General features: G+C 74.3%; 31 protein-coding genes. 12 read left to right on the forward strand and 19 right to left on the reverse strand.

Translation table 11 applies throughout. The features are described 5' to 3' along the window. Nucleotides 1-49: 49 nt before the first annotated feature. A complete protein-coding gene (locus ACI8AF_RS21245) occupies nucleotides 50-805 on the reverse strand; it encodes a DUF2470 domain-containing protein (RefSeq protein ID WP_456541745.1) in 756 nt (251 codons plus the stop codon). A 65-nt stretch (nucleotides 806-870) separates the two neighbouring features. Here ACI8AF_RS21245 and rpsD point away from each other — a divergent pair, with 65 nt between their 5' ends. Continuing rightward, on the forward strand, nucleotides 871-1,473 hold the full coding sequence (gene rpsD, locus ACI8AF_RS21250; RefSeq protein WP_456541746.1) for a 30S ribosomal protein S4: 603 nt from the start codon (nucleotides 871-873) through the stop codon (nucleotides 1,471-1,473). A gap of 64 nt (nucleotides 1,474-1,537) precedes the next feature. On the opposite strand, the gene ACI8AF_RS21255 is transcribed toward rpsD, so the two are convergent. Both ACI8AF_RS21255 and ACI8AF_RS21260 read right to left on the reverse strand, forming a co-directional pair. Then, entirely contained in the window at nucleotides 1,538-2,026 is a 489-nt protein-coding gene (locus ACI8AF_RS21255) for a beta-class carbonic anhydrase (protein WP_456541747.1), read from the reverse strand. A gap of 83 nt (nucleotides 2,027-2,109) precedes the next feature. Continuing rightward, nucleotides 2,110-2,253 (reverse strand): hypothetical protein, encoded by a 144-nt coding sequence (locus tag ACI8AF_RS21260; protein WP_456541748.1) that lies wholly within the window; start codon nucleotides 2,251-2,253, stop codon nucleotides 2,110-2,112. 83 nt (nucleotides 2,254-2,336) lie between these two features. Here ACI8AF_RS21260 and ACI8AF_RS21265 point away from each other — a divergent pair, with 83 nt between their 5' ends. From ACI8AF_RS21265 to ACI8AF_RS21275, 3 genes are read left to right on the forward strand one after another with little or no spacing between them, the layout of a single operon-like run. Beyond that, on the forward strand, nucleotides 2,337-2,927 hold the full coding sequence (locus ACI8AF_RS21265) for an ArsR/SmtB family transcription factor (RefSeq protein WP_456541749.1): 591 nt from the start codon (nucleotides 2,337-2,339) through the stop codon (nucleotides 2,925-2,927). Continuing rightward, a complete protein-coding gene (locus ACI8AF_RS21270) occupies nucleotides 2,924-4,162 on the forward strand; it encodes an MFS transporter (protein WP_456541750.1) in 1,239 nt (412 codons plus the stop codon). Before ACI8AF_RS21265 ends, ACI8AF_RS21270 begins: the two co-directional genes overlap by 4 nt. A 28-nt stretch (nucleotides 4,163-4,190) precedes the next feature. Next, nucleotides 4,191-4,745, forward strand: coding sequence for an RNA 2'-phosphotransferase (locus ACI8AF_RS21275; protein WP_456541751.1), 555 nt, complete (start codon nucleotides 4,191-4,193; stop codon nucleotides 4,743-4,745). Nucleotides 4,746-4,788: 43 nt separating this feature from the next. Here ACI8AF_RS21275 and ACI8AF_RS21280 read toward each other — a convergent pair whose 3' ends face one another. From ACI8AF_RS21280 to ACI8AF_RS21325, 10 genes are all read right to left on the reverse strand, one after another. Next, nucleotides 4,789-5,049, reverse strand: coding sequence for a hypothetical protein (locus tag ACI8AF_RS21280; RefSeq protein WP_456541752.1), 261 nt, complete (start codon nucleotides 5,047-5,049; stop codon nucleotides 4,789-4,791). Between the two features lie 13 nt (nucleotides 5,050-5,062). Continuing rightward, a complete protein-coding gene (locus ACI8AF_RS21285) occupies nucleotides 5,063-6,070 on the reverse strand; it encodes an SRPBCC family protein (RefSeq protein WP_456541753.1) in 1,008 nt (335 codons plus the stop codon). Beyond that, nucleotides 6,070-7,536 (reverse strand): hypothetical protein, encoded by a 1,467-nt coding sequence (locus tag ACI8AF_RS21290; protein ID WP_456541754.1) that lies wholly within the window; start codon nucleotides 7,534-7,536, stop codon nucleotides 6,070-6,072. The genes ACI8AF_RS21285 and ACI8AF_RS21290 overlap by 1 nt, the downstream gene beginning before the upstream one ends. A 76-nt stretch (nucleotides 7,537-7,612) precedes the next feature. Then, nucleotides 7,613-8,356, reverse strand: a complete 744-nt coding sequence (locus ACI8AF_RS21295; protein WP_456541755.1) for a GvpL/GvpF family gas vesicle protein — start codon at nucleotides 8,354-8,356, stop codon at nucleotides 7,613-7,615. Between the two features lie 2 nt (nucleotides 8,357-8,358). After that, nucleotides 8,359-8,799 (reverse strand): gas vesicle structural protein GvpA, encoded by a 441-nt coding sequence (locus ACI8AF_RS21300; RefSeq protein WP_456541756.1) that lies wholly within the window; start codon nucleotides 8,797-8,799, stop codon nucleotides 8,359-8,361. Next, nucleotides 8,796-9,098: a gas vesicle protein K gene (locus ACI8AF_RS21305; protein ID WP_456541757.1), complete on the reverse strand. Its 303-nt coding sequence runs from the start codon at nucleotides 9,096-9,098 to the stop codon at nucleotides 8,796-8,798. The genes ACI8AF_RS21300 and ACI8AF_RS21305 overlap by 4 nt, the downstream gene beginning before the upstream one ends. Beyond that, nucleotides 9,095-9,292 carry a gas vesicle protein GvpJ gene (gene gvpJ / locus ACI8AF_RS21310; protein ID WP_456541758.1) on the reverse strand — a complete coding sequence of 66 codons (198 nt, stop codon included), beginning with the start codon at nucleotides 9,290-9,292 and terminating at the stop codon, nucleotides 9,095-9,097. The genes ACI8AF_RS21305 and gvpJ overlap by 4 nt, the downstream gene beginning before the upstream one ends. Next, nucleotides 9,285-10,271: a GvpL/GvpF family gas vesicle protein gene (locus ACI8AF_RS21315; RefSeq protein ID WP_456541759.1), complete on the reverse strand. Its 987-nt coding sequence runs from the start codon at nucleotides 10,269-10,271 to the stop codon at nucleotides 9,285-9,287. The genes gvpJ and ACI8AF_RS21315 overlap by 8 nt, the downstream gene beginning before the upstream one ends. Further along, nucleotides 10,264-10,653, reverse strand: coding sequence for a gas vesicle protein (locus ACI8AF_RS21320; protein ID WP_456541760.1), 390 nt, complete (start codon nucleotides 10,651-10,653; stop codon nucleotides 10,264-10,266). The genes ACI8AF_RS21315 and ACI8AF_RS21320 overlap by 8 nt, the downstream gene beginning before the upstream one ends. After that, nucleotides 10,653-10,925, reverse strand: coding sequence for a gas vesicle protein GvpO (locus ACI8AF_RS21325; protein WP_456541761.1), 273 nt, complete (start codon nucleotides 10,923-10,925; stop codon nucleotides 10,653-10,655). The genes ACI8AF_RS21320 and ACI8AF_RS21325 overlap by 1 nt, the downstream gene beginning before the upstream one ends. Before the next feature lie 261 nt (nucleotides 10,926-11,186). Between ACI8AF_RS21325 and ACI8AF_RS21330 the strand changes: the two genes are divergently transcribed. Continuing rightward, nucleotides 11,187-11,579, forward strand: a complete 393-nt coding sequence (locus ACI8AF_RS21330; protein WP_456541762.1) for a hypothetical protein — start codon at nucleotides 11,187-11,189, stop codon at nucleotides 11,577-11,579. Nucleotides 11,580-11,643: 64 nt separating this feature from the next. Then, the gene (locus ACI8AF_RS21335) at nucleotides 11,644-13,182 is read left to right on the forward strand and encodes a signal peptidase I (protein WP_456541763.1); all 1,539 of its coding nucleotides are present in this window, start codon (nucleotides 11,644-11,646) and stop codon (nucleotides 13,180-13,182) included. A 1-nt stretch (nucleotide 13,183) separates the two neighbouring features. On the opposite strand, the gene ACI8AF_RS21340 is transcribed toward ACI8AF_RS21335, so the two are convergent. Together ACI8AF_RS21340 and ACI8AF_RS21345 are read right to left on the reverse strand one after the other, a co-directional pair. After that, complete coding sequence (locus ACI8AF_RS21340) at nucleotides 13,184-13,774, reverse strand: hypothetical protein (protein WP_456541764.1); 591 nt, start codon at nucleotides 13,772-13,774, stop codon at nucleotides 13,184-13,186. Nucleotides 13,775-13,886: 112 nt separating this feature from the next. After that, the gene (locus ACI8AF_RS21345; protein WP_456541765.1) at nucleotides 13,887-14,696 is read right to left on the reverse strand and encodes a mycofactocin-coupled SDR family oxidoreductase; all 810 of its coding nucleotides are present in this window, start codon (nucleotides 14,694-14,696) and stop codon (nucleotides 13,887-13,889) included. 87 nt (nucleotides 14,697-14,783) lie between these two features. On the opposite strand from ACI8AF_RS21345, the gene ACI8AF_RS21350 reads away from it, so the two are divergent. Both ACI8AF_RS21350 and ACI8AF_RS21355 read left to right on the forward strand, forming a co-directional pair. Further along, on the forward strand, nucleotides 14,784-15,371 hold the full coding sequence (locus ACI8AF_RS21350) for a TetR family transcriptional regulator (protein WP_456541766.1): 588 nt from the start codon (nucleotides 14,784-14,786) through the stop codon (nucleotides 15,369-15,371). Nucleotides 15,372-15,417: 46 nt separating this feature from the next. Continuing rightward, nucleotides 15,418-16,467, forward strand: a complete 1,050-nt coding sequence (locus ACI8AF_RS21355; RefSeq protein ID WP_456541767.1) for a zinc-binding dehydrogenase — start codon at nucleotides 15,418-15,420, stop codon at nucleotides 16,465-16,467. 60 nt (nucleotides 16,468-16,527) lie between these two features. Here ACI8AF_RS21355 and bar read toward each other — a convergent pair whose 3' ends face one another. Then, on the reverse strand, nucleotides 16,528-17,631 hold the full coding sequence (gene bar / locus ACI8AF_RS21360) for a barbiturase (RefSeq protein ID WP_456541768.1): 1,104 nt from the start codon (nucleotides 17,629-17,631) through the stop codon (nucleotides 16,528-16,530). Between the two features lie 13 nt (nucleotides 17,632-17,644). Next, nucleotides 17,645-18,589, reverse strand: a complete 945-nt coding sequence (locus ACI8AF_RS21365) for a carbamate kinase (protein ID WP_456541769.1) — start codon at nucleotides 18,587-18,589, stop codon at nucleotides 17,645-17,647. Between the two features lie 187 nt (nucleotides 18,590-18,776). Between ACI8AF_RS21365 and ACI8AF_RS21370 the strand changes: the two genes are divergently transcribed. Further along, a complete protein-coding gene (locus tag ACI8AF_RS21370; RefSeq protein ID WP_456541770.1) occupies nucleotides 18,777-19,961 on the forward strand; it encodes a sensor domain-containing phosphodiesterase in 1,185 nt (394 codons plus the stop codon). Nucleotides 19,962-19,970: 9 nt separating this feature from the next. Here the strand turns inward: ACI8AF_RS21370 and ACI8AF_RS21375 are convergent, their stop codons facing one another. Then, the gene (locus tag ACI8AF_RS21375) at nucleotides 19,971-20,498 is read right to left on the reverse strand and encodes an N-acetyltransferase family protein (RefSeq protein WP_456541771.1); all 528 of its coding nucleotides are present in this window, start codon (nucleotides 20,496-20,498) and stop codon (nucleotides 19,971-19,973) included. 41 nt (nucleotides 20,499-20,539) lie between these two features. On the opposite strand from ACI8AF_RS21375, the gene ACI8AF_RS21380 reads away from it, so the two are divergent. Continuing rightward, complete coding sequence (locus tag ACI8AF_RS21380; protein ID WP_456541772.1) at nucleotides 20,540-21,106, forward strand: helix-turn-helix domain-containing protein; 567 nt, start codon at nucleotides 20,540-20,542, stop codon at nucleotides 21,104-21,106. 4 nt (nucleotides 21,107-21,110) lie between these two features. Here the strand turns inward: ACI8AF_RS21380 and ACI8AF_RS21385 are convergent, their stop codons facing one another. Further along, nucleotides 21,111-21,929, reverse strand: a complete 819-nt coding sequence (locus ACI8AF_RS21385; protein WP_456541776.1) for a PHP domain-containing protein — start codon at nucleotides 21,927-21,929, stop codon at nucleotides 21,111-21,113. 82 nt (nucleotides 21,930-22,011) lie between these two features. Between ACI8AF_RS21385 and ACI8AF_RS21390 the strand changes: the two genes are divergently transcribed. Next, complete coding sequence (locus ACI8AF_RS21390; protein ID WP_456541773.1) at nucleotides 22,012-24,243, forward strand: DEAD/DEAH box helicase; 2,232 nt, start codon at nucleotides 22,012-22,014, stop codon at nucleotides 24,241-24,243. 49 nt (nucleotides 24,244-24,292) lie between these two features. Continuing rightward, entirely contained in the window at nucleotides 24,293-24,922 is a 630-nt protein-coding gene (locus ACI8AF_RS21395) for an alpha-ketoglutarate-dependent dioxygenase AlkB (protein ID WP_456541774.1), read from the forward strand. The last annotated feature ends 342 nt before the right edge of the window (nucleotides 24,923-25,264 follow it).

Genomic DNA, 25,264 nt, shown 5'->3' on the forward strand with positions numbered 1-25,264 from the left:
GCGCGTGAGGGGTCCCTCGGCGTCGAGATCCCGCGATCTCGGCGGGGGGTCAGCCGACGCAGGCCAGCAGGGCGGTCAGCGCCGGGCCGACGTCGGCCCGGCCGCTGACCGGGGCTGGGAACGGCATGCGGACGTCGTAGCAGCTCGCCGGGCACTCGACCCGGAACAGGACGCCGAACCGGTCGACGGCGAGCACGTGCACGCGGTCGTCGGTGCCCGCCCACAGCCGCACCCTGCCGCAGAGCACGCCCAGGTCGTCGGCGTGGTCGCGGAGCAGCTCGTCGGCGTCCAGCGGGTCGGGCCGGGCGGCGGCGTAGTCCTCCGGCTCGACGTCAGCGCTCGACCCGGCCTCCTCGAGCTGGATCTCGGCCACGTCCAGCCGCAGCAGCGTCGCGGTCAGCCCGACGTCGAGCAGCACGTCGTCGGGGCAGGACTCGGCGAAGGCCAGCGCCAGGTCGAGCTCCTCGTGGGCGGCCACCGGGGTGAGCCAGCCGACCACCTCCAGCCGGCCGCGCACCGGGTTGCGCAGGGGGAGCGGGGCGCGGTCGGTGACGGTCACCCGCACCGGCAGGTCGCCGAGCGGCGAGCTGCGCACCGCCGTCACCAGCCCGCCGTCCCGGGGGACGACGAGGAGCACGTCGCCGTCCGCGGTCGTGGTGGCCGCCAGCAGGCGGCTGCTGCCCATGCCCGGGACGTGCACGTACGCGGTGCCGCGACAGGCGATCGTGCGGGCCCGCTCGGCCGCGGTGGCCTCGGCGGCGATCGAGTGGCTGACCGTCGGCTCGGTGCTTCTGGGAAGGGGCATCGCGTCACCTCGGCGTGGGATCGTAGAGTGGAACTAAGGTAAGCCTTACCAAATACGGAGGCTCGGTGAACACCCCTCGTCCCAAGATCCGGCTCAGCCGCAGGCTGGGTCTCCCGCTCACGCCGAAGGCCGTCCAGTACTTCGAGCGGCGGCCGTACCCGCCCGGCGTCCACGGCCGCAAGCGCCGCACGCCCAGCGATTACTCGACCCGGTTGCTGGAGAAGCAGCGGCTGCGCGCCCAGTACGACATCAGCGAGACCCAGCTGCGCCGGGCCTTCGACCGCGCCCGCCGCACCGGCGGCAAGACCGGCGAGGCGCTGATCCAGGACCTCGAGTCGCGCCTCGACGCGACCGTGCTGCGCGCCGGCTTCGCGCGGACCGTCTACCAGGCGCGGCAGTTCGTCACCCACCAGCACGTGCTGGTCAACGGCAGGCGCGTCGACCGCCCGTCCTACCGGCTGCGCCCGGGCGACTTCGTGCAGATCGCCGAGAAGTCGCGGACCAAGGAGCCCTTCGTCGTCGCCGCCTCCGGTGCGCACGCCACGCCGCCGGCCTACCTCACGGTGACGCTGGCCGACCTGGTCTGCCGGGTCGAGCGGACGCCGGCCCGCGACGAGGTGCCGGTCGTCTGCGAGGAGCAGCTGGTCGTGGAGTACTACTCCCGCTGACCGCTCTCCCCCCGCTTTCGTCGCCGAAAGCAGGACCGCTTTCGGCGCCGAAAGCGGGAGAGGCTCAGACCACCTCGTCCAGCTTCCCCGTGGCGACGTCGAAGACGAAGCCGCGGACGCTGCCCTTCTCGGGGATGAACGGGCTGTCGGTGATCCGCCGGATCGACGCCCGGACGTCGTCCTCCAGCTCGGGGAACGCCTCGGAGTGCCAGTGCGGCCGCACCCCCGTGTCCTCCTCGATCGCGGCGCGGAAGTCCTCGTCGGAGAAGGTGAGCATCCCGCAGTCGGTGTGGTGGACCAGGATGATCTCCCTGGTCCCGAGCAGGCGCTGGCTGATCGCCAGCGAGCGGATCTCGTCGTCGGTGACGACGCCGCCGGCGTTGCGGATGACGTGCGCCTCGCCCTCCTGCAGGCCCAGGGCCCGGTAGACGTCGATGCGGGCGTCCATGCAGGCCAGGACGGCGACCTGCTTCGCCGGCGGCAGCGGCAGCGGGCCGGAGAAGGTCTCGGCGTAGCGGGCGTTGTTCTCGAGCAGCTCGTCGGTGACGGACACGGAGGTCTCCTGATCTGATCGGTGAAGTAGGGATTCCATCCGGGGCGGCCGCGACCGCGCGGCCCCGCCACCGGGGAGACTGATCAGGGACGACGGGATCGGCTCGGACCGCCGGCGGCGCGCAGCGGCGCGGCCGGTCGACAGAGCCCGTCGAACGCGTAGAGCCGGCGGCTAGGCCAGAAGCCCTCGAGCTCGGCGGCGCGCACGTGGCCAGCTTGCACCGCCATTTCCGTCCTGACCAGTGGCCCCGGCGGACAACGGTTTCCCGAAAGTTGTTTGCAAAGAAGCCTTGGAGAAGTAGGCTCACGTCGTGCCCGTCCGCCGCCTGGAGCTCGACGCTCCGACCCTCAAGGCCCTCGCGCACCCGTTGCGGGTGCGGATCCTCCAGGCCCTCGAGCTCCGGGGGCAGGTGAGCGTGACCGGCCTGGCGGAGGAGCTGGGGGAGTCGACCGCGGCCGTCAGCTACCACCTCCGGCAGCTGGCGCGGCACGGGTTCGTGGAGGAGACGGGCGGCGAGGCCCCCGGGCGGGTCCGGGCCGTCGGGCGGCGCCGCAAGAACTGGCGGATGGCCGTCGACGAGGTCCACATGACCGGCACGACCCTGCTCCGGGACGCCGACACCCGGGAGGCGGCGGGCTTCCTGCTGCGCGAGCTGCAGTCGAGCCGCAGCCGCCGGCTGGCGCACTGGTTCGAGACCTCCACGACCTGGCCGGAGGAGTGGCAGCGGGCCGCCAGCGACATGGACGGCTACCTGACCCTCGACCCCGCGCAGACCCGCGCGCTGGCCGACGAGCTCAAGGCCGTGATCGACCGCTACCGCGAGCAGCCGCCGGGCAGCGGGGCCCGCCGGGTCGACGTCCAGTACGCCGTCTTCCCCGCCGCCGGGTCGGAGACCCCGTGAGCGCGCTCGGCTCGCGGTTCTGGCGGTTGTTCGCCAGCAGCGCGACGTCCAACCTCGCCGACGGCATCGGGCGGACGGCGCTGCCGCTGCTGGCCGCCTCCTACACGCGCGACCCGGTCCTGGTCTCCGGGCTGGCCACGTTCGCCTTCCTGCCCTGGCTGCTGTTCGCCCTGCTCAGCGGCGCGCTGGTGGACCGCGTCGACCGGCGGTACGCGATGTCGGCGGCCAACGCCGTCCGGGCGCTCTCCCTGGGCGTGCTCGCCCTGCTGGCCGCGTTCGACGCCGGATCGGTCCTGGTGCTCTACGTCGTCGCCTTCCTGCTGGGCACCGCGGAGACGGTGTACGACAGCGCCACCCGCGCGCTGCTGCCCCAGGTCGTCGACCGCCGCCGGCTCGACCGCGCCAACAGCCTGCTCACCGCCGAGGAGTCGCTCGGGCAGCAGTTCCTCGGGTCGCCGCTCGGCGCGGCCCTCTTCGCGCTGGCGATCGCGCTGCCGCTCGCGGTGAACTCGGTCGGGTTCGCCGTCGCGGCACTGCTGGTGCTCACGATCCGCGGCGTGCGCCGCCCCGAGCACCCGGTCGGCCGGCGGTCGGTCCGCACCGACGTCGCCGAGGGCGTCCGGTGGCTGTGGCGGCACCGGCTGCTGCGCGGGTTCACCCTGGTCGCCGGCGCCACCTGCCTGACCAACAGCATGATCGACGGCGTCCTGGTGCTCTACGTCCTCGAGGTGCTCGACCTGCCCGAGGCCGGCTTCGGCCTGGTCGTGCTCACGGCCGGCGTGGGCGCCCTGCTGGGCGGCCTGGTCGCGCCCACCGTCGGGCGCCGGCTCGGACGGGCCCGCGCGCTGACCGCCGGTGCGGTGCTGAGCGCCCTCGCCATCGGCGCGATGGGGTTGGTGCACCACGGGGTGGTGGCCGCCGCGCTGTTCGCCCTCTCCGCCGTCGGCGTGATGATCTGGAACGTCCTCACCATGTCGGTGCGCCAGGCGCTCATCCCCGAGCACATGTTCGGCCGCGTCCAGGGCGCCTACCGCACCGTCGTGTGGGGCGCGATCCCGCTCGGCGCGCTGACCGGCGGCGTGGTCGCCCGGCTCTTCGGCGTGCCCGCGGTGTTCCTCGTCAGCGGGACCGGGCTCTTCGTCCTGGCCGGGGTGCTGTGGCTCCTGCTGCGCGCGCACGCCGGCGCGCTGACCGACGAGGCGCTCGCCGAGCAGCCGCCCGCGGTGCCCGTCTGAAGCGCCGCCGTCCGGGTACCGGGGGGCCGTGGACACCGTCCGGGTGAGCAAGCGCCTGTCCTACGTGCTCCGGCACCGGCCCGAGAGCGTCGGCCTCCGGCTGGACCCGTGCGGCTGGGCCGACGTCGACGCCCTGCTGCGGGGCCTGGCCGCGCACGGTCTGGCGCTCGACCGGGCGGACCTGAAGCACGTGGTGGACACCGACGGCAAGCAGCGGTTCGCCTTCGACGCCCCCGGCACCCGGATCCGCGCCTGCCAGGGGCACAGCGTGGCGGTGGAGCTCGGCTACCGGCCGGTGCCGCCACCGCCGGAGCTGTTCCACGGCACGGTCGAGCGCGCGCTGGCGGCGATCGGCCGCGAAGGCCTGCGGCCCGGCGGCCGGCACGCCGTCCACCTGAGCCCCGACCGGGAGACGGCACGCGCGGTGGGCGCCCGGCGCGGGGATCCGGTGGTGCTGCGGGTGGACGCCGCCGGCATGGCCGACGCCGGCTACCTGTTCAGCCGGTCGACGAACGGCGTCTGGCTGGTCGACGCCGTCCCGCCCGGCTACCTGACGGTCGAGAGCGGGGAAGTCGGGCCCTGAGCGTCCGCCCGGAGCCCGACCTCCCCGATCTCACCTCCGCCGATCAGCTCGACAGGCGGAGCACCCGCTCGATCAGGTGCCGGCTCGGGTACCGGTCACCCCGGATCTTGTCCATCAGGACGTCGGCGTAGTCCTGCCGCCGCCACGGCGTGAGGATCCGCTCGATGTCGTCGAGCATCGCCGAGGACGGGTAGCGGTCGTTCTCGACCTTCTCCAGCAGGAGGTCGAGCACCTGCTCCCGGACGGTGAGCGTGCGCTCGAACTCCGACTCCGGTGACAGGAGGTCGCCGTCGGTCTGGGTCATGTCTCAGCTCCTCTCACCGCGCGCCGGCGGGTTCGGGTTCGGGTTCCTCTTCTTCCTGCTCCGCCGGCTCCTCCTCGGCCTCCTCGCCGGGCTCCTCCTCGCCTTCCTCCTCGTACTCCTCGTAGTCCTCGTCGACCCGGCCGTCGCCGGCCTGCCGCTCGCTGCCCTCGAGCTCGCGGGGCTCCTGCTCCTGGCCCTCTTCCTCGTCGGGACCGCGGACGACCTCGCCGTCGCGGATCTCACCGCGCCAGCTCCCGGTGGCCTCGCCGCGCATCATGATGAAGCGGCGGAAGTGCTTGAGGTCCAGCCGGGTGCGACGGCCCTGGGCCCGCCAGATGTTGCCGGTCTTCTCGAACAGGCCCTGCGGGTAGTACTCCATCACCAGCAGGATCTGGGTCAGGTCGTCGGCGAGCGGGTGGAACGTGACGACGCCCTTGACCGTGCCCTTCGCACCCTCGGTGGTCCAGGCGATCTTCCGGTCGGGGATCTGCTCGGTCACCGTCGCCTTGAAGTTGCGACGGGACTTCGCCACCTTGACCCGCCAGTTGCTGCTGACGTCGTCGGACTGGTCGACCGAGTCGACGCCCTTCATGAAGCTGGCGAACTCCTGGAACTGGGTCCACTGGTCGTACGCGACGTTCACCGGCACACCGACCGAGATGTCCTCGACGATGTTCATGAACTTCTTGTTGCCGCTCCCCCCGCTCTTCTTGCGGCCGAAGAGCCCGGAGACCTTCTCCTTGATCCCGGCGCCGACGCCGCCGAGTGCCGCCTTGACCGGGCTGTCGCCCGAGACCAGGCGCTGCACGGCCGTGCCGGCGGCGGCGGCCTTGAACCCGCCCCCGTCGGCGGTGTCGTTGAGGGACCCGGTCACGCCGGTGACCTTCTCGCCGACCTTCCGGGCGGCGTCCTGCCCGCGGGCGACGGCGTAACCCTTGGCCGCCTCCCCGAGCTTGGAGACCGCCCCACCGAGGAGGCCGCCACCACCCTGCTGGTTCTCCTGCTCACCGCTGCTGGTCATCAGCGGGCTCCTTCCTCGACGGAACGACGGGGGCTGCGTCCGGCCGGTGCCGCCCGCTTGCTGGGAGCCGGGACGGCCGTCGGGTCGGGCACGCGCTTGCGCGGCGCCTGGCCCTGCCCGGCGCCGGCCCGCTGGGGCTCGGCCTTCCGCGGCGCGGCCTTCTTCGCCGCCTTCTTGCCGGCCTTCTTCGCAGCCTTGCGGGGCGGGGCCTCGGCGCGCGCCGGTTCACCGCCGCCGGCCTCGGCCTCGTCGCCCTCGGGCTGCTCCTCGGCCTGGTCGGTCTCGGCGGTCGCGCCTTCCTCCGCCTCGGCCTCGGCTCCGTCGCCCTCGGGCTCCTCCTCCGCCTCGTCGGCCTCGGCCTCGGCGCCCTCGGGCTCCTCCTCGGCGGTGTCGGCCTCGGCGGTGTCGGCCTCGGCGGTGTCGGACTCGTCCTCCTCGTCCTCGTAGTCCGCGTCGGCGTCCTCGTCCTCGTCCTCGTAGTCCTCGGCCTCGTCGGTGTCGGACTCGTCGGTGTCGGACTCGTCCGCTTCGGCGGTGTCGGCCTCGTCGGTCTCGCCCTCGGCCTCCTCGCCCTCCGGCTCCTCCTCGGCCTCGCCGGCTTCGGCGGTGTCGGCCTCGTCGGTCTCGCCCTCGGCCTCCTCGCCCTCCGGCTCCTCCTCGGCCTCGCCGGCTTCGGCGGTGTCGGCCTCGTCGGTCTCGCCCTCGGCCTCCTCGCCCTCCGGCTCCTCCTCGGCCTCGCCCTCGTCGGTCTCGGCGGTGTCGGCCTCGTCGGTCTCGCCCTCGGCCTCCTCGCCCTCCGGCTCCTCCTCGGCCTCGCCCTCGTCGGTCTCGGCGGTCGCGCCCTGGGGCTCGTCCGCCTCGCTCTCGAAGGTCTCGTCCTCGGCCCGCGCCGACTCCTCGTCCGCCTCACCGGAGTCCTCGGCGGGGGCCTCCTCCTCCGGCTGGGCCTTGGACTTCTTGCCCCTGCCCAGCAGGCCGGTGACCTTGCCGACGCCGCTGGACAGAGACGACGCCTTCTTCCCGGTCTCGCCCGCCGCGCCCTGGGCGGTCTTGCCGGCCTGCGCGGCGGCTTCCTGCGCGGTGTCGGCCGCCTCCTTCGCGCTGTCCGCGGCCTTCTCCGCGGCCTGGCCGGCCTGCTGGACGCCGGCCGCGAGCGCGGCCGTGCGCTTCTCCAGCGCCGAGGTGAGAGCGGCCACCTGGCTCTCGATGGTGGCACCCGCGGCCTTCTTGCCGGCCTCGAGCATCGGTCCGCGGAGCTGCGTCAGCAGCTCCTTGCCCTCGTTGGAATTGGCGATGGACAGCAGCCCCTGGCGGAGCAGCTCCTTCGGGTCCATCTTCACGCCGGCGGCCCACATGGCCAGGCCCACCGCCGCCTTGCCCTTCTTCATGCGCCCGAGCAGATAGGCGGCCAGGGCCACACCACCGAGCTTGAGCACCCCTGGGTTGGGGATGGGGCTTTCGGTCATTGCACTCCTCCTCTGGAGTTCGGGTACGTCCGTGTTCCCGTGACGACGTCGGCCCCCGTGCCGACGGTGTGGCTGCTCACCACCCCCATCTCGACCGCGGCTCGGGCTCCGGGCCCGCCGGCAGGTCGTCCAGGAAGCTGTAGATCGGTAGCGGGCCCACGTACTCGACCTCGGCGCGGCCGGCGGCCGCCTCGCGCAGCCGCGCCACGGCGGCGTCGGCGTCGGCGATGCGGTCGCGCCGCACGCACCACGCCGTGCGTCGCGCCTGCTCGTCGGCGGAGAGGACGGCGGAGCGCTCGGCGACGCCGGCCAGCTCCGCGGTCCACTCCTCGGTGAGCGCGGCCTGGGCGTCGGCGACCCGGGCGGCCACCGCCTCGCCCAGGGCCATCCGCTCGCCGAACCCGGCGCCCGGGGCGCGGCTGCGCGCGGCGAGGTGCTCGATCTCCGGGTCGTCGGCGGCGATGTCGGCGACGAGGGCGTCGGTGTCGAACAGGAGGTCCAGCCGCAGCTCCACCAGGTCGGCGACCGCGGCCAGCTGCTGCTCGAGCTGGTCGGCGGCGGGCGTGAGCACCTCCTCCCGGACGGCGTCGTCGTCCGGAGCCGTGGTGCCGAGCGGCAGCGGCAGCACCGGGACGTCGGCGGCCAGGGCCACCAGCAGGTCCAGGTGGGCGACCGCGTCGTCGGCCGTGAGGCCCGACTCGGGCGCCTCCGAGACGGCGGCGGCGAGCCCACCGGCGGCGACGACCCGCACGGGGCCGGCCTCCACCCGCTCGAGCACGTCCCGGTCGTGCTCGCGCAGGAGTCCGTGGACGAGCAGCACGATCAGCCCCGCGACGGCGCACGCCGCGATGCCGGGGCCCCGCGCTCCTCGCGCCGCCCGCCGCCGCCACCGCCCTCGTCCTCCTCGTCGTCCCCGCGCCCGGTGATCGACCCGATGACCTCCCGGGCCTTCTCGCCGGCGCCCGACAGCGCGCCACGGGTCTTGGCCTTGGAGCCGCCCTCGGACAGCTCGCGCATGAGGCCGGGCAGGCCGGCGACCTGGTCCTGCGGCTGCAGGTCGAGCCGGTTCACGGCCTCGGCGAAGCGCAGGTAGGTGTCGACGCTGGCGATCACGATGCGGGCGTCGATGGTCAGCAGCTCGATGCCGACGAGGGCCACGCGCACGTACGCGTCGATGACGATGCCCTTGTCGAGGACGACGTCGAGGACGTCGGCCAGGCTGCTGGGCCGGGGAGCGCGGTTGACGCTGCTGGCCATGGTCATGGGGTTCTCCTCATCGGATCGGTGCGGGCGAGGCTTGCCAGGTCGAGCGGCAGGTACAGGTCGTTCGGGACGACGCCGAAGTGGTCGATCAGCTCGTCGAAGGTGTCCTCCAGTTGCATCAGGGCCTGTCCCAGGCGCTCCACCTGCTCATCGGAGAGGTCGCCGGACTCCACCCGGCGCAGCGCCTGGCGCTCCACCACCTGGCGCACCGCCTCGAGGAGGGTCACGACGAGCCGGCCGAGGCTGCGGCCGACGTCCTCGCCCGTGCCGGAGAGCCGGGTGCTGCGGGGACCGGTCACGACCGCACCTCCCCGGCCGAGTCGGCGACGGCGGTGAGCAGCAGGCGCAGGTCGAGGCGGACGAGGTCGATGCCGGCGAGGCAGATGGTCACGTCGCCGCTGACGTACGCGCCGCGGTGCACGACGCGGTCGAGCAGCTCCACCAGGCTGGTGCCGCCGGAGTCGCCGCCGAGGATGCCGGGCTGCTCACGCATCGCCGTCCTCCAGCGCGGCGAAGGAGTACGGCGGCCAGGGTCCGCTCACCTCGACCTCCAGGCCGTCGGGCTCCAGCCGCTCCCGCAGCTCCGCCGCTGCCGCGAGGAACGCGGTCTCGCCCTGCGGCGGGACGAGGAAGGCCATGTCGAGGAGGAGCGAGGAGCCGGGGGCGCCGCCCCGGCGGAGGGACTCGGTGACGTGCGGTCGCAGCGCCTCCTCGAGCAGCTCGGCGGCCTGCTCGGCGGCGACCTCCGCCTCGTCGTGCCGCCGCAGCGCCTGGCGGCGGCGGGCCAGGTACTCGGTGCCGGTGACCCCTGACCGGTCGGCCGGCCGGGGCCCGGCCGGCACCGGCTCCGCGTCGAGCCGGCGGACCAGCTTGACGCCCCACTCACGGGTGTCGCCGATGCGCCCCAGCTGCGCCCGGGCGGCCGGGCCGTGCGCCTCGAGCAGCCGGTGGGCGCCGGTCTCGTCGGGGACGACGGTCCCGAACCGCAGCGGCAGCACCGGCCCCACTCCGGCGGCGGCCCGGACGACGGCGTCGTGGCCGCGGGCGAGCGTGGCCAGCCGGCCGCTCTCGGACAGGTCGTCCTCGTCGATCCGCAGCTGGTCGGGTGTGACCCGGCTGACCAGCAGGGCCAGGTCCCCGTCGGTCACCCGCTCCAGCGGCGCCCCGGTGAGCGCCGGCACCTCGGCCGGCAGCGGCAGGGCGGCGAGGGTGATGCCGTACGCGTACAGCGCCTCGCGGGGCCCGTCGTCCACCCGGTCGTCCGGAAGGGAGGCCGGTCCCGGGGGCGGTGCCTCCGGCGGCCGGGGCGCCGGGGTGGCCGTGGGGACCGCCCCGGCCAGGGCCTGGGCGACGATCGCGTCGGTCAGCAGGTCGGCCAGCCGGGCGACCGCCCGCTCGCGGGCGCGCTCGAGCGCCGCCGCCAGCACGTCGGGGACGGCGTCGCAGGCCAGCCGCTCGAGCTCGTCACCCACGGTCGCCCTCCTCGGGGAGGGCCTTCGGGGCGGCGGCGTCCTCCAGGCCGGCGCGGCGCACGAGCTCCTCGAGCTGCGCGACCCGCTCGCGCAGCGCGCGGGTCTCCTCGTCGTCCCGCTGCTCGACCGCGGCCTGCCCGGAGAAGAACGGGTCGCGGCTCCACCAGTCCATGCCCATCTCGCGGGCGGTCTCCGCGGAGGAGACGAACAGCCGCAGCTTGAGCGTGAGCAGCTCGATGTCCAGGACGTTCACGACGATGTCGCCGGCGATGACGATGCCCTTGTCGAGCACGCGCTCGAGCACGTCGGCGAGCGAGTCGGGCTGCCGGCCCAGGGCGCCGGAGCCGATCCCGCCGGCGCGGCGGAGGGCGGGTTCGCTCATCACTGGTCCACCGATCCGCGCACGAAGCGGCGCAGCCGCTCGTACCCGCAGAGGTCGCCGTTGCCGTCGAGGTCCACCCGGTAGGTGGCCATGACGCTGGTGGTGGACGGGATCCGCTCCAGCTCGACGACGTCGACGAGCACGGACCAGCCGTCCTTCTCCCGGCGCACACCTGTGGCCGCCGCCGGCTCCAGCTGAGTGAGCTCGGCGAACTGTTCCAGCGCACTGCGGACCGCGCTGACGATCCCCCCGTTGTCTCTGCTCTCCGCCACGAGACAACCCATTTCCGGTCGGCTTCCGAATCGTGGGGTCGCCTACCCGGAGCGACGTGCGGGCCAAACGAGCAGGTCGCCCGAAAGTGCGACCGGTACGGAGCAGCACCGTCCGCTACCCCTCCGCGACGTCCCCTGTGGTCACTCAAGTACCACCCGCACCGTGCCGATGACGGTGTGTCAGCACAGGAGCGCAGGCGTCACCGGACCGGGTGAAGGACCCGGCCAGCCGTGCGCGACATCCCACGGAAGGGAACCCCCATGATGCGCACGTCCAAGCTCGTGCTCGCGGGCGCCGGCATCGCCGCCGCCACCGCGGCCGGCTCGGCCTTCACCGCCAGCAACACCGTGCCGGCCAGCGTCGCCGGTTACGGCCAGGGCACCGTCACCGGTGCGACCGTGACCGACATCGACTACACGCCGCTGTCCTCGGACAACTCGAAGCTGGACGTCATCGTGTTCACGACGAGCACGAACGTCACCGGCCGGGTCGCCACCCTGACGCTGAAGAGCGGCAGCACCCTGGTCGGGTCGCCGCACACCTGCACGCTGGGCACCTACACGACCGACATGACGATCACCTGCGACGTCGTCGGCGACCCGCTGTTCACCGCCTTCGACGCGGTCGGCCTGACCGTCGTCGACAACGACTGATCCCATCCCGCCTCCGGGGCGGGCGGTCCGCCGCCCGCCCCGGACCTTCCCTACGGAGCCTCTCGTGCGCAGGATCGTCGGCCTCGGCCTCGGGGCCGTGCTGCTGGCGGCCGCCTGGCTGTTCTGGCCGGCGGCGCTCGGCGGGAGCACCAGCTACCTGAGCACGCACGGCGAGAGCATGGCGCCGCGCTTCGAGACCGGTGACCTGGCGGTGCTGCGGGCCACCGGCGACTACCAGGTCGGCGACGTCGTCGCCTACGACAGCCCCTCGCTCGGCACCACCGTCATGCACCGCATCGTCGAGCTCGACGGCGCCGGATTCGTGACCAAGGGCGACAGCAACGACTGGCTCGACCCCGACCACCCCACCGCCGCCGACGTGATCGGCGAGCTGTGGCTGCACGTCCCGCAGGGCGGCGAGGCGCTCAACCTGGTCCGCTCACCGTGGGTCCTCGCGCTCGCCGCGCTCGCCGCGGTCGGCGTGCTGTGGCCGACCCGCCGTCCCCGTGGGCGGCACCGGGGCGCCCGGCGCCCGGCGCGCAGCCCGCGCCAGGTGGCGTCCTCCCTCTCCCTGTCCCCGGCCGCCCGCGCGCACCTGCACCGCGCCGCGGCCGGCGCCGGCGCCGTGACCGCCCTCGCCGCGGTCGGCTCCGCGGTCCTGTTCGCCCTGCCGTCCACCGCGACCGAGACGTGGTCGCTGCCGGTCACCCAGCAGGGCACCTTCGACTACGCGGGCACGGCGGCCCGCAGCACCACCTACCCGGACGGGACCGTCGGCACCGGTGACCCGGTCTTCGTGCGCCTCGCCGGCCCGCTCACCGTCACCTTCGCCCACACCGTCAGCGGCGAGGCCCTGGCCGCCACCACCGGCAGCCTCCGGCTCGACCTCGCCCTCACGGCGCCCGACGGCTGGAGCGCCCCGCTCGCCTCCGGTGCGGCCGTCCCGCTCCAGGACGGCGCGGGCACCGCCACCGTCGTCCTCGACCCCGCGGCTGCGGCGACGCTGCTCGACCGGCACAACGACGAGATCGGTGCGGGGAGCGCGGGCGCGACCCTCACCGTCACGCCGGTCGTCGAGGCGACAGCGGTGGTGGCCGGCGCCGACGTCCCCCTGGCCCCGCTGCCGGCCCTGTCCTTCTCCCTCGACGGCACCGCGCTGCGCGTGTCCGGCGACGCCGCCCTGCTCGCCCCGTCGACCCAGGCGTCGGCGCCCGCCGAGCGGGTGGTGCCGCGCGCCTTCGACGTCTTCGGCGTGGTCGTCCCCCTGCGCACGGCCCGCATGGCCGCCCTCGGCCTGCTGGCCGCCGCCGCGGCGGTGACCGCCCTGGCGCTCTGGTCCGGCCGCGCGCCGTCCGCTCTCGCCGGCCTCGACGAGCGCCTGGTGCCGGTCGGCTCGTTCACCCCCACCGGCACCGTCGTCGACGTCGCCGACCTCGCCGCCCTGCGGCGGCTGGCCGAGCGGTTCGACACCGTGGTGCTGCACGGCAGCGGTCCGGACGGCGAGACCTTCGCCGTCCAGGACGGCGGGACCACCTACCGCTGCACCGTGGCCGCCCCGGTCGCCCCGGTGGCCGCGCCGCGGGCGCGGCTGCGGGTCGCCTGACCTACCAGAGGTCGTAGGTCACCTGCACGTGCGCCGGGGCGACGGTGAGCCGGTAGACGACGTCGAGGGCGAACTCCTCGCCGAACCCGCCGACCGCGCGCAGCACGTGCTCGCCCAGCGGCAGGCCGGGCACCAGCCCCCACAGCCCCCAGACGCGCATCTCCACCGGCTTGGTCCGCGACGTGATCGCGTTGAGCGCCTTGCCGGCGACGGGGAACGGCACCGGCGTGGAGATCTCCTGCGGCTCGTACGCGACCCCGTCCACCGCGAGGGAGCCGGTGCCGCCCTCCGCGCGGAGCTCGCCGTCCTTCGCCCGGGCCCAGAAGTTGAGCAGCGGGATGAACAGGTCGCGGCCCTCGGGGACGACGCAGGCCCGCTCGACGCGCTTGCCGTAGGAGCCGGCCAGGAACCAGACGTCGTCGGGCTGGTTGGCGGCGGCGAACTCACCGGTCCTGTCCTGGATCGGGTCGTCGATGCCGCCCGCGGCGACCCACTGCACCCAGCGGGCGGCCAGCCCCTCGGGCGAGCGGGGGTCGTAGGGCAGCACCGGCGCCTCGCCGGCGGCCTGGCCGCGGCGCGAGAAGAGCGACATGGCCGCGGAGGTTAGGAACTGCCCCGGCCCGCGCGCGGCAGGCGGGCGGTGGCGGGGTCCCAGGGGTCCCGGGGGTGCCTCCCCGCACCAGCCGTCCGCCGGCCGCGCCGGGTCAGCGGGCCAGCGTGCCGAGGTCGACCGGCAGCTGGATGCCGGTGACGTGCCGCGACTCCTCGGAGGCCAGGAACGCCACGGCGTGGGCCATGTCCTCCGGCGTGGAGATCGGGTCGGGCAGCGACCCCATGAAGATCGGGCCGAGCGTCGCCGCGTACTCCTGGGTCAGCTCGAACATCTCGCTGGGCTGCATGCCCGTGGCCACGCCGTGCGGGTGCAGGGTGTTCACCCGGATGCCGAACTGCGCCAGCTCGTTGGCCATGGTCTTCGCCAGCCCGACCACGCCGTGCTTGCTGGCGGCGTAGTCGGCGAGGAAGGGCAGCCCGCGCAGCCCTGCGACCGAGCTGGTGATGATGATCGAGCCGCCGGTGCCCTGCTCGATCAGCGTCGGCACCGTGGCCTTGACCGTGAAGAACGTGCCGGTGAGGTTGGTGTCGATCGTCTCCCGCCACTTCTCCACGGGGATCTCCCACGACATCGCTGCCGAGCAGATGCCCGCGTTGGCCACGACGACGTCGAGCCGGCCGAGCTCGCCGACCCCCTCCTCGACGACCGCGGACAGGCCCTCGAAGTCGCGGATGTCGGCCGGGCGGGCGACGACCCGGCGGCCCTGCTCCTCGACCAGGCGGGCGGTCTCCTCGAGGTCCTCGACGGTCGGGCCGGGGTAGGACGTCGTCTCGGCGTCCCGGCAGATGTCGAGGGCGATGACGTCGGCCCCCTCCGCGGCGAGCCGGACGGCGTGCGCGCGCCCCTGCCCCCGCGCCGCGCCGGTGATGAAGGCGACCTTGCCCTCGAGACGTCCCGCCATGTGCCCGCTCCCGTCGCTGATGTTGCACTGAGTGCAACGAACTTTAGGAGCACGTTCCGGTCCGGGGAAGCGGCTACCGTGACCGGCGTGCCAGCGCTGCCGGTCCGGGAGGCGAAGCGGCGCGAGAGCTGGCGGTCGCTGCAGGCGGCCGCCGTCGAGCTGGTCGGCCGCCGGGGCTTCACCGCCGTCACGGTCGACGACATCGCGGCGGCGGCCGGGGTCTCCCGGCGGACCTTCTTCAACCACTTCGCCACCAAGGCCGCTGTCCTGTTCGACCCCGATCCCGAGGACGCGGAGCGGCTGGAGCGGCTGCTCGCCGAGGCGGACGGCGCCGCCGACGTGTGGGCCGCGCTGGGCGGGGTGTGGCTGTCCTACCTCACCGGCCACCGCCACCTGCTCGCCGTCCGCCGGCGCCTGGTGGACGACCCGGAGCTGTCGGCCTACCAGCGCACCGCCTACCGCCACGTCGAGGCGTCGATCGCCGGCTGGATGCACCGGCAGCTGCCCGGCGACGCCTACCTGGCCGCGCTGGTCGCCTACGCGTCGGGCGCGGTGGTCGGCGCGGCCTTCACCGCGTGGTCGCCGGACCAGCCGCCGGAGCAGCTCCTGGAGCTGGCCGGCCGCGGCTTCCGCCAGCTGGCCGGCGCCGTCGTCCCCACCTCCGACCGCAGCTGACCCGCCGCTGACCGGCCGCCCCGTCGCGGCTGACACAGTGGCGGGCATGGCGGCGACGATGCGTGCCCAGCGCTTCCGCAAGGCGACCCGCGAGTGGGCGGTCGAGGACGTGCCCATCCCCGAGCCCGGCCCCGGCGAGGTGCTGGTCGAGGTGGAGTACTGCGGCATCTGCCACTCCGACCTCAGCCTGATCGACGGCGTCTTCGGCGGGCCCGGCGTCCCCGACGTGATCACCCAGGGGCACGAGGCCTCCGGCACGATCGCCGAGCTCGGCCCCGGCGTCGTCGGCTGGGCCGTGGGCGACCGCGTGGTCCCGGCCGCGGGGCGGCCCTGCGGCGTCTGCGAGTTCTGCCTGCACGGGCGCTTCGGCGAGTGCTCGAACGTGCGCCTGATGGCGTTCGCCTACGACGGCGCCTGGGCGGAGTACACGGTGGCGCAGGCGTTCGGCCTCACGCGGGTGCCCGACGGCGTCCCCATGGACCAGGCCGCGATCCTCGCCGACGCCGTCTCGACGCCGTTCGGCGCGGTCGTGCACACCGGGCAGGTCCGCATCGGCGAGGCGGTCGGCGTGTGGGGGATCGGCGGCGTCGGCACGCACGTCGTCCAGCTGGCCCGCCTCGTCGGCGCCCACCCGATCGTCGCGTTCGACCTCGACGAGGAGGTCCGGGCGCGGGCGCTGGAGGTGGGCGCCGACCACGCCTTCGACTCCCGTGACCCGGATCTGCAGGCGCAGGTCGCCGCGGTGACCGGGGGCCGGCTGCTCGACGTCGCCTTCGACGCCGTCGGGCTCAAGGCGACGTTCGAGCAGGCCCTGCAGCTGATCCGCCCCGGCGGCCGGCTGGTCGGCGTGGGCATGAGCGGCCAGGACGTCTCGCTCGGCCCGACGATGGTGTTCAACCTGCTGCGCAAGCAGGTCCTGGGCCACCTCGGCTACAAGAACGAGGACATCGGCACGCTCGCCGGCCTGGTCGCCGCCGGCCGGCTGGACCTCTCGCGGTCTATCAGCGCGGTCGTCGGCCTGGAGGACCTCGGGGAGGGGATCCGCCGCCTGCACGAGCGCGACGGCAACCCCATCCGCATCCTCGTCAAGCCCTGAGACGACGACGGCCTGTCCCGCTCTCGGCGCCGAGAGCGGGACAGGCCGTCGTCAGGGAATTCAGGCCTTGACGATCGCGGCGACCGGGCCGCCGCCGGACGGGCCCTGGTGCACCGCCGCGACGGAGACGAACACCGCCGGGTCGCCGGTCACCGAGGCGGCGACACCGCCGACGGTGGCCTTGATCTGCCGGTGCCAGAAGACGTCGGAGTCGTCCAGCATCGCGTTGCGCCGGCCGCGGACGTAGCCGGTCGGGTCGGCCTCGCACTTGAGGAAGACGTTGACCAGCCGGTCGCCCAGGTCGCTGACGTGCGGGCGCTCGGGCAGGTCGAGGCCGGCCTGGCGGATGGCGTCCCAGATGCCGTCCTGGTCGAGGGCGTCCTTCATCACCGAGTGCCCGATCCGGTAGTTGCCGCCGTGGCCGCGGGCGTTGCCGACGACGACGATCTGCGCCCGGTCCAGCTCGACGCCCGAGGAGCAGGAGGCGACCGCGCTGTAGAGCGACAGGTCGCGCATGACCTGCTCCTGCTTCGGCATCTCGATCTCGCCGAGGGCGACGGCGATGCCGAGCGCCGTGGTGCCGTTGGACAGGTCCATCGAGCCGTGCGGCTCGTCGTAGTAGGTGTCCTTGCCGCGGTTCTTCGCGTCGCGGATCGTCTCGATGGTCAGCAGCGGCGTCTTCGTCTGCACGTAGTGGACGTCGGCGGGGTCGGTGATGCCGGCCTCGGCCATCGCCCGGCGCACGCCCTCGGCCACCTTCTCGACCATGGAGATCCGGCCGATGTCCTCGGGCAGGAGGACGTCGCTCATCGCGTACCCGACGGTCAGCCGCGGCTCGTCGGTCTTCTCGACGGCGTCCTCGGGCAGCGTGGCGAAGATCGTGGCGTGCGGGCTGATGACGCCGTCGGTGCCGCCCGACCACACGATCGGGATCTGCGCGACGTCCTCCTTGCTGCGGGTGCCCTTCTCCAGCAGCACCTCGCGGAAGGCCCGGTCGGCGATGATCCGCGTGTAGTCGTTGACGCCGCCGTTGCCCTCGGTCTTGCCGATCACGGCGATGACCCGGTCGGCCTCCATGACGCCGTCGTCGATGAGCTTGGCGAGCTCGGAGGCGTCGCTGACGTTGTGCAGCGGGACCTTGCGGACCTCGATCGGTGCGGGCATCGGTTTCCTCTTCCTAGGCGGTCAGGACGGTGCCGGCGTCGTCACCGGAGACGGCGTCGGCGATGTGCTCGAGGGACGTGATGACGGAACGGGCCCCTGCCCGCTCCACGAACCGCAGGGCGGCCGCGACCTTGGGGCCCATGCTGCCCCGGGCGAACTGGCCGGCGGCGGCGTGCTCCCGCAGCTCGGCCGCGGTGACCCGGCCGAGCGGCCGCTGCGCCGGCGTGCCGAAGTCGACCATCACGTTCGGGACGTCGGTGGCGATGACCAGCGTGTCCGCGCCCAGCTCGTGCGCCAGGATCGCCGCGGTCAGGTCCTTGTCGATGACGGCCTCGACGCCGCGCAGGGCACGGGTGCCGCCGTCGTCCACCACCGGGACCCCGCCACCGCCGGCGCAGACGACGACGAAACCGGCCTGGGCGAGCGCGTGGATGGCCGGGTAGTCGACGACCGACCGCGGCTCGGGGGAGGCGACGACGCGGCGCCAGCCGCGCTCCCCGCGGTCCTCCCAGGTCTGGCCCAGCGCGGTGAACCGCTCCGCCTGCTCGCGCGGGAGGAAGCGGCCGACCGGCTTCGACGGCTCGGCGAACCCGGGGTCGTCGGGGTCGACGAGCGTGCGGGTGACCAGGGCGGCGGTGCGCCGGTCGAGACCGCGGGCGGCCAGCGCCGCGTCGAGCTCGTCGCACAGGGTGAAGCCGATCGTGGCCTGGGTCTGCGCGACGTTCCAGTCCAGCGGCACCGGCGGGACCACGTGCGCGGCGAGCTCGTTCTTGACCAGGAGGTTGCCCACTTGCGGACCGTTGCCGTGGGTCAGCACCACCTCGACGCCGGCGGCGACCACCTCGGCGACGTGGTCGGAGGCCGCGGCGATGGCGTCCCGCTGGGCGCGCGGGGTGGCCGACCCGTCGGGGCCGGTCATCGCGTTGCCGCCGAGGGCGATGACGACGCGCGCGGACACGGGGGAGACCCTAGCCGCAAGTTCCTTAGCGGTGAAGTACTTCGTCCGAGACCGCCAGGGACCGCAAGGTGGTGGTGTTCGGCCGCCGTTCGGTACAGACTCCCGGGACAGAGCCGGCTCCCTACGTCTCGCTGTCGGGACGGCTCGGCCCAGCAGCGGCGAGCCGGTAGGGAGGCGGAGCGGACCTGTGTCTGCCCCAGCAGGGAGCGTCCTGGACCGCATCGTCGGCGACCCGTGGGTGACCTGGCTGCTGGACACCGCGCGCGAGCGGGTCGGCACCGATGTCGCCTACCTGGCCGACTTCACCGACCAGGAGCAGCGCGTCCGGCTCGTGGCCGGCCACCTCGACACCGTCGACATCGCGGCCGGGCTCTCGGCTCCGATCGAGGGCACGTTCTGCGTCCGCGTCCTCTCCGGGCTGGTGCCGCCGGTCGTGAACGCGGCCGGCCGTGACAGCCGCACCCGCGACCTCGCCGAGCCGGTCGGCATCGGCGCCTACGTGGGTGCCCCGATCCGGGCCGCCGACGGCCGGGCGGTGGGCATGCTCTGCTGCCTCAGCCAGAGCGAGCGCGCGCAGCTCGACGCCGACTCCGCCCGCTTCGTCGAGTTCCTCGCCGAGCTGGTCAGCCAGCGCATCGGCGTGCTGGACGACGAGGAGCGGGCCCGCGACCGGTTCGTCGATGAACTGCCGGGCCGGGGCATGCGCACGGTCTTCCAGCCGATCGTGGAGATCGGCAGCGGCCGGACCGTCGCCTACGAGGCGCTGACCCGGTTCGACGGCGCCGACACGGCGACGGTGTTCGCGCAGGCGGCGCTCAGCGGGCGGGGCACGGTCATCGAGCGCGTCGCGCTGGCCGCGGTGCTCGACGTCCTGGACGCGCGGCCGCTCGACGTACCGGTCTCGGTGAACCTCTCGCCCGACGCGCTGGTCGACCCCGCCGTCCTCGACCTCCTGCTCACCGACCGTCCTCAGGTCGTCGGCGTGGAAATCACCGAGCACCGCCCGATCCGCGACTACACCGCCGTCCTGCGGGTGCGTGAGCGGCTGCGGCGGGCGGGCCTGCCGGTCAGCGTGGACGACGCCGGCGCCGGCTACGCCTCGCTGCGGCACGTCCTGCGGCTGGAGCCCGACACCATCAAGCTCGACGCCGGGATCGTCAGCGGGGTGCACGCCGACCCGGCCCGGCAGGCGCTGGTGACGGCGATGGTCGGCTTCGCCGAGGGCATCGGCGCGTCGGTGGTGGCGGAGGGCGTCGAGGTCCCCGCCGAGCGCGACCTGCTCGCCGCCCGCGGGATCCGGCTCGGTCAGGGCTGGCTGTGGGGTCGCCCCGGTCCGCTGCCGGCCGAGGAGGAGCTGCCCCAGGCCGGCTGAGCCGGCGCGTCAGCGGGGCTCGGCGGGCGGGTCCTCGCCGTCGGTCAGCGTCTTCTGCAGCCACGCCACGTCGTGCCAGCCGCCCAGCTTCCAGCCGATGTGGCGGTAGGTGCCGACCGGCTCGAAGCCCAGCGCTCGGTGCAGCCCCTCGCTGGCGGGGTTGGGCAGCGTGACGCCCGCGACGGCGGTGCGGTACCCGCGGGCCACCAGCCGGTCGAACAGCGTCTCGTAGAGCGCCCGGCCCGCCCCGGTGCGCCGCCGTCCCGGCTCGATGTAGACGCTCACCGCGCAGGCCCACCGGTAGGCCGCGCGCTCGTTCCACGGGACGCCGTAGGCGAACCCGGCGACCCGGCCGCCGTCCTCGAGGACGAGCCAGGCGTGGGCCTGCCGGGCGCGGCCGATCCGGGCGCTCATCTCGGCCGCCGTCGGCGGCTCGTACTCGAAGGTGATGACGGTGTCGGTGACGTACGGCGCGTAGACGGCGGCGCAGGCGGCGCCGTCGCCCGGCGAGGCGTCCCGGATCGCGAAGGCGCTCACGGGATACGAAAGTAGCCGCTCCTGCTCCTATGGTGAACACCGTGGCCGATCCACTGACCGAGTCGTTGGCCGGGACCCTGCGCGGCGCCCGGCGCGCACGGGGCTGGTCGGCCGCCGTCCTGGCCGACCGGTCGGGCGTCTCGCGGGCGATGATCGGCAAGGTGGAGCGCGGGGAGGCGCAGCCGACCGCGGCGCTCCTCGGGAAGCTGTCGGGGGCGCTGGGCATGACCCTGTCCGAGCTCGTGGCCCGGGCGGAGGGCGGCGCTCCCCGCCGGCTGGCGCGGCGGGCGGAGCAGCCGACCTGGACCGATCCCGCCACCGGCTACCTGCGCCGCGCGGTCTCGCCGTCGACGGGCGGACCGCTCGAGCTGGTCGAGGTCACCCTCCCGGCCGGGGCCGAGGTCGCCTACCCCGCCGACTCCTACGCCTTCACGCACCACCAGATCTGGGTGCTCGAGGGCCGGCTCGCCTTCCGGGAAGGGGAGGTCGTGCACGAGCTGGCCGTCGGGGACTGCCTGGAGCTCGGCGAGCCGCAGCCGTGCGCCTACCTCAACACGGGCCCGGCGAGCTGCCGCTACCTGGTCGCGGTGACCCGCCGGCCGGCCTGACCGGTCAACGGCGCCAGAAGTCGAACCGGTCGCGGCCGGGTCGGAAGCCGGCGGACTCGACGACGTCGACGGCGAGGTCGAACCGCTGCCCGACCGACCGCGGCTGGTGCGCGTCGCTGCCGAAGCTGACCGCCTCCCCGCCCTCCTCGCGGAACCAGCGCAGGAGGTCGGCCGAGGCCAGCGGGCTGCTCGTGTTGACCTCCAGCGCCCGCCCGGTGCCGGCGAGCGCGCGGAACACCGCCCGGTACTCCTCCTCGAAGTCCTTCTCGACGAACCGGTGCGTCCCCCCGGGCCAGTAGCGGCGCGGGAAGTCCACGTGCGCGAGCACCTGGAAGACGTCGCTGGACTCGACCATGTCCACCACCTCGGCCAGGTAGCGGCGCATCGTCCCGTCGGGGTCGGACCACAGCAGCCGGGTGACGCCGACCAGGTGACCGTCGAGCTCGAGGGAGTGCAGCGAGCCGAGGACCCGGTCGACCGGCGACTGCTCGAGGTGCCGGCCGATGCTGGCGGCGAACAGGTGCGGCTCGCCGGCCTCGATGCCCGACCAGATCCGCAGCTCGGGGAAGCGCTCGCGGCACTCGGCGATGTCGGCGAAGTAACCCTCGACGTCGATGGGCAGCTGCTGGCCAGGGTGCCGGCCGAGGAGCCCGGACGTCGTGGCGAGGTCCTCGTCGTGCCAGACGGTGAAGTCGAGGTGCTCGGTGAAGGCGATCGCCGGCAACCCCTCGGCGACCGCCCGCGTGCAGGCGCTGACCATCGAGGCCGAGTCGGCGGTGTCCCACGACCACTCGGTGTGCACGTGGTTGTCCGGCGGTCGCATCACGGTCGATTCTGCTCCCTGTCCACAGCTCGTGGCGCCGGGCCCCCGCTCCCGTCGGTGGCCGTGCCTACTGTCGGACCCCGTGAGCACCGCTGTCGCGCCGTCCGGGCTGTCCACCTCCGTCGGGGAGGAGGCCCTCGCCGTCCTCCGCGAGCTGACCGGCCGTCCCGACGCAGTCTTCCGCGAGGGGCAGGACGTCGCCGTCGCCGCGCTGGTCGAGCACGGCCAGCGGGCCCTGGTCGTGCAGCGCACCGGCTGGGGGAAGTCGGCGGTCTACTTCGTCTCCACCGCCCTGCTGCGCCGCCGGGGCACCGGCCCGACGCTGCTGGTCTCCCCGCTGCTCGCGCTCATGCGCGACCAGGTGGCGGCCGCGTCGCGGGCCGGCATCCGGGCCGTCGAGATCTCCAGCGCCAACGCCACCGAGTGGGACGACGTCGCCGCGCGTCTGGCCGCCGACGAGGTCGACGTGCTGCTCGTCTCCCCGGAGCGGCTCACCAACCCGAGGTTCCGCGAGGAGCAGCTGCCCGACCTCGTCCGCCGCTGCGGCCTGCTGGTCGTCGACGAGGCGCACTGCGTCTCCGACTGGGGGCACGACTTCCGGCCGGACTACCGGCGCATCCGCGACCTGCTCGGTTCGCTGCCCGCGGGCACCCCCGTGCTGGCCACCACCGCCACCGCCAACGAGCGCGTCGTGGCCGACGTGGCCGAGCAGCTCGGCGCCGGCGGCGTCGAGGTGACGACGGTGCGCGGCCCGCTGGCCCGCGACTCCCTGCGCCTCGGCGTGCTGCGGCTGCCCACCGACCGCGCCCGGCTCGCCTGGCTGGCGGCCCACCTGGGCGACCTGCCGGGCAGCGGCATCGTCTACACGCTCACCGTCGCGGCGGCGGAGGAGACCGCCTCGTTGCTGCGTGACGCGGGGTACGACGTGCGCGCCTACACCGGCCGCCTCGACGACGCCGACCGGCGGGAGGCCGAGGAGGCGCTGCGCTCCAACACGGTGAAGGCGCTCGTCGCCACCTCGGCGCTGGGCATGGGCTTCGACAAGCCCGACCTCGGCTTCGTCGTCCACCTCGGGGCGCCGTCGTCCCCGGTCAGCTACTACCAGCAGGTCGGCCGCGCCGGCCGCGCGGTCGACAAGGCCGACGTCCTGTTGCTGCCCGGTCCGGAGGACCTGGCGATCTGGCAGTGGTTCGCCACCTCGTCCATGCCGCGGGAGGACCACGCGGCGGCGGTGCTCTCGGCGATGGCCGACGGCGGGGCGTGGTCGGTGGCGCGGCTGGAGACGGTCGCCGACGTCCGCCGCTCGCGGTTGGAGCTGCTGCTCAAGGTGCTCGCGGTCGACGGCGCCGTCGAGCGGGTCCAGGGCGGCTGGCGCTCGACCGGGCAGCCGTGGGTCTACGACGCCGACCGCTACGCCCGGGTGCACCGGACCCGGGAGGCGGAGCAGCGGGCCATGATCGCCTACTCCCGCCCGGTCGACGAGGCGCAGTGCCGCATGGCCTTCCTCCAGGAGGCGCTCGACGACCCCACCGCCGCGCCGTGCGGCCGCTGCGACGTCTGCGCCGGCGCCTGGTACCCGGTCGACGTCCCGGCGGGAGCGGCCGAGGCCGCCGCTGCGGTGCTCGACCGGCCCGGCGTCGAGCTCGCGCCGCGGGCCCAGTGGCCCACCGGCGCTGACCGGCTCGGCGTGGGCGTGAAGGGGAAGATCGCCGCCGACGAGCAGGTCCAGCCCGGCCGGGCGATCGCCCGGCTCACCGACCTCGGCTGGGGCCAGCGGCTGCGCACGCTGCTCGGTGACGACGGCGTCGGCGGGGTGGTCGACCTGGAGGCGCCGGGGATCGAGGAGGACCCGGACGCGGCCTTCGACGTGCCCGTCCGCCGGGCCCTGACCGACCGTGCTCCGGACGAGGAGCTCATGACCGCGTGTGCGAGAGTGCTCAAGGCCTGGGACTGGGCCGAGCGACCCGGGGCCGTGGTCGCCATGCCGTCACGCCGCCGGCCGCAGCTGATCACCGGCGTGGCCGAGGGGTTGGCGCGGATGGGCCGGCTGCCCTACCTGGGTGCGCTCTCGCTGGCGCACGGCGGGCCGACCGGCCAACCTGGCGGGAACAGCGCCTTCCGCCTGGCGGGGGTGTGGGAGCGCATCGTGGTCGGGCCGGAGCTCGCCGAGGCGCTGCGGTCGACCGGGGACTCGCCGGTGCTGCTGGTCGACGACCTCGCCGACTCGCGGTGGACGGTGACGGTGGCCGGCCGTGCGCTGCGGCGGGCCGGAGCTGCGGGGGTCCTGCCGTTCGTCCTCGCGCTCACCGCCTGAATCCACAGCTTTTCGCACACATGTGCGAAACCTGCGCTAGCGTGCAGCCATGACGCTGGTGCACCAGCCCTCGATGTGGGACCTGGCCGAGGAGGCCGCGCTCACCCCGCTGGCCGGCTCGGTGGTGCGGCACACGTTGAGCAGCGGCGCGTGGGTCGACCACCTGCCGGGCTGGGTCACCGGCTCCGACGCCGTGCTCGAGGTGCTGCTCGGCGACATCGGCTGGCGGGCCGACCGCCGGCAGATGTACGAGCGCGAGGTCGCCGTGCCCCGCCTGCTGCGCTGGTACGGCGGGCACGAGGAGCTACCGCACCCATTGCTCACCGAGGCGCGGGAGGCGCTGAACGGGTACTACGCACCGCAGCTCGGCGAGCCCTTCGTGTCCGCGGGGATGTGCCTGTACCGGGACGGGCGCGACAGCGTCGCCTGGCACGGCGACCGGATCGGCCGCGGCCGGACGCAGGACACGATGGTCGCGATCGTGTCGTTCGGCTCGCCGCGGCCGCTGATGCTGCGACCCGTGGGCGGTGGGGAGAGCCTCCGCTTCCCCCTGGGGCACGGGGACCTCGTCGTCATGGGCGGCTCCTGCCAGCGCACGTGGGAGCACTGCATCCCCAAGACGGCGAAGCCCGTCGGCCCGCGGGTCAGCGTGCAGTTCCGCCCCGCCGGGGTGGCCTGAGAACGGGACGGCGTCGCGTCGCCGGAGGGCCTCCAGGACCCCCCGTGCACGCCCCTCCGGGGACGTGTATGGTTCTTCCTGCACCGAGCGAGAACGGACCGGGCCGCGAGGCCTGGGAAACCGCCGGCCGAGCCCCCGAGGTTCGACTGCTGCGGAGCCCGGTGTACAGTGGGAACACCGCCGCGAACAAAGGCCGCAAAACGGCCGGAGATCGCGCGCGTCCGCTCCTTGAGAACTCAACAGCGTGCCGAAAGTCAGTGCCAAGTAACAAACCCCCGATGCCCGGGTTCTCGGATCCGGGTGGGGATTCCTTTGGTTGATTGACATCGCGATCTGTCAGGT

The sequence above is a fragment of the Blastococcus sp. SYSU D00669 genome, from assembly GCF_054050715.1.

Bases quoted from the DNA above. Each gene is read 5' to 3' on its own strand.
- ACI8AF_RS21245 (WP_456541745.1), bottom strand. From the start codon at position 805: ATGCCCCTTCCCAGAAGCACCGAGCCGACGGTCAGCCACTCGATCGCC.
- ACI8AF_RS21260 (WP_456541748.1), bottom strand. From the start codon at position 2,253: ATGGCGGTGCAAGCTGGCCACGTGCGCGCCGCCGAGCTCGAGGGCTTC.
- ACI8AF_RS21280 (WP_456541752.1), bottom strand. From the start codon at position 5,049: ATGACCCAGACCGACGGCGACCTCCTGTCACCGGAGTCGGAGTTCGAG.
- ACI8AF_RS21285 (WP_456541753.1), bottom strand. From the start codon at position 6,070: ATGACCAGCAGCGGTGAGCAGGAGAACCAGCAGGGTGGTGGCGGCCTC.
- ACI8AF_RS21290 (WP_456541754.1), bottom strand. From the start codon at position 7,536: ATGACCGAAAGCCCCATCCCCAACCCAGGGGTGCTCAAGCTCGGTGGT.
- ACI8AF_RS21300 (WP_456541756.1), bottom strand. From the start codon at position 8,799: ATGACCATGGCCAGCAGCGTCAACCGCGCTCCCCGGCCCAGCAGCCTG.
- gvpJ (WP_456541758.1), bottom strand. From the start codon at position 9,292: ATGCGTGAGCAGCCCGGCATCCTCGGCGGCGACTCCGGCGGCACCAGC.
- ACI8AF_RS21320 (WP_456541760.1), bottom strand. From the start codon at position 10,653: ATGAGCGAACCCGCCCTCCGCCGCGCCGGCGGGATCGGCTCCGGCGCC.
- ACI8AF_RS21330 (WP_456541762.1), top strand. From the start codon at position 11,187: ATGATGCGCACGTCCAAGCTCGTGCTCGCGGGCGCCGGCATCGCCGCC.
- ACI8AF_RS21340 (WP_456541764.1), bottom strand. From the start codon at position 13,774: ATGTCGCTCTTCTCGCGCCGCGGCCAGGCCGCCGGCGAGGCGCCGGTG.
- ACI8AF_RS21345 (WP_456541765.1), bottom strand. From the start codon at position 14,696: ATGGCGGGACGTCTCGAGGGCAAGGTCGCCTTCATCACCGGCGCGGCG.
- ACI8AF_RS21355 (WP_456541767.1), top strand. From the start codon at position 15,418: ATGGCGGCGACGATGCGTGCCCAGCGCTTCCGCAAGGCGACCCGCGAG.
- bar (WP_456541768.1), bottom strand. From the start codon at position 17,631: ATGCCCGCACCGATCGAGGTCCGCAAGGTCCCGCTGCACAACGTCAGC.
- ACI8AF_RS21385 (WP_456541776.1), bottom strand. From the start codon at position 21,929: ATGCGACCGCCGGACAACCACGTGCACACCGAGTGGTCGTGGGACACC.
- ACI8AF_RS21395 (WP_456541774.1), top strand. From the start codon at position 24,293: ATGACGCTGGTGCACCAGCCCTCGATGTGGGACCTGGCCGAGGAGGCC.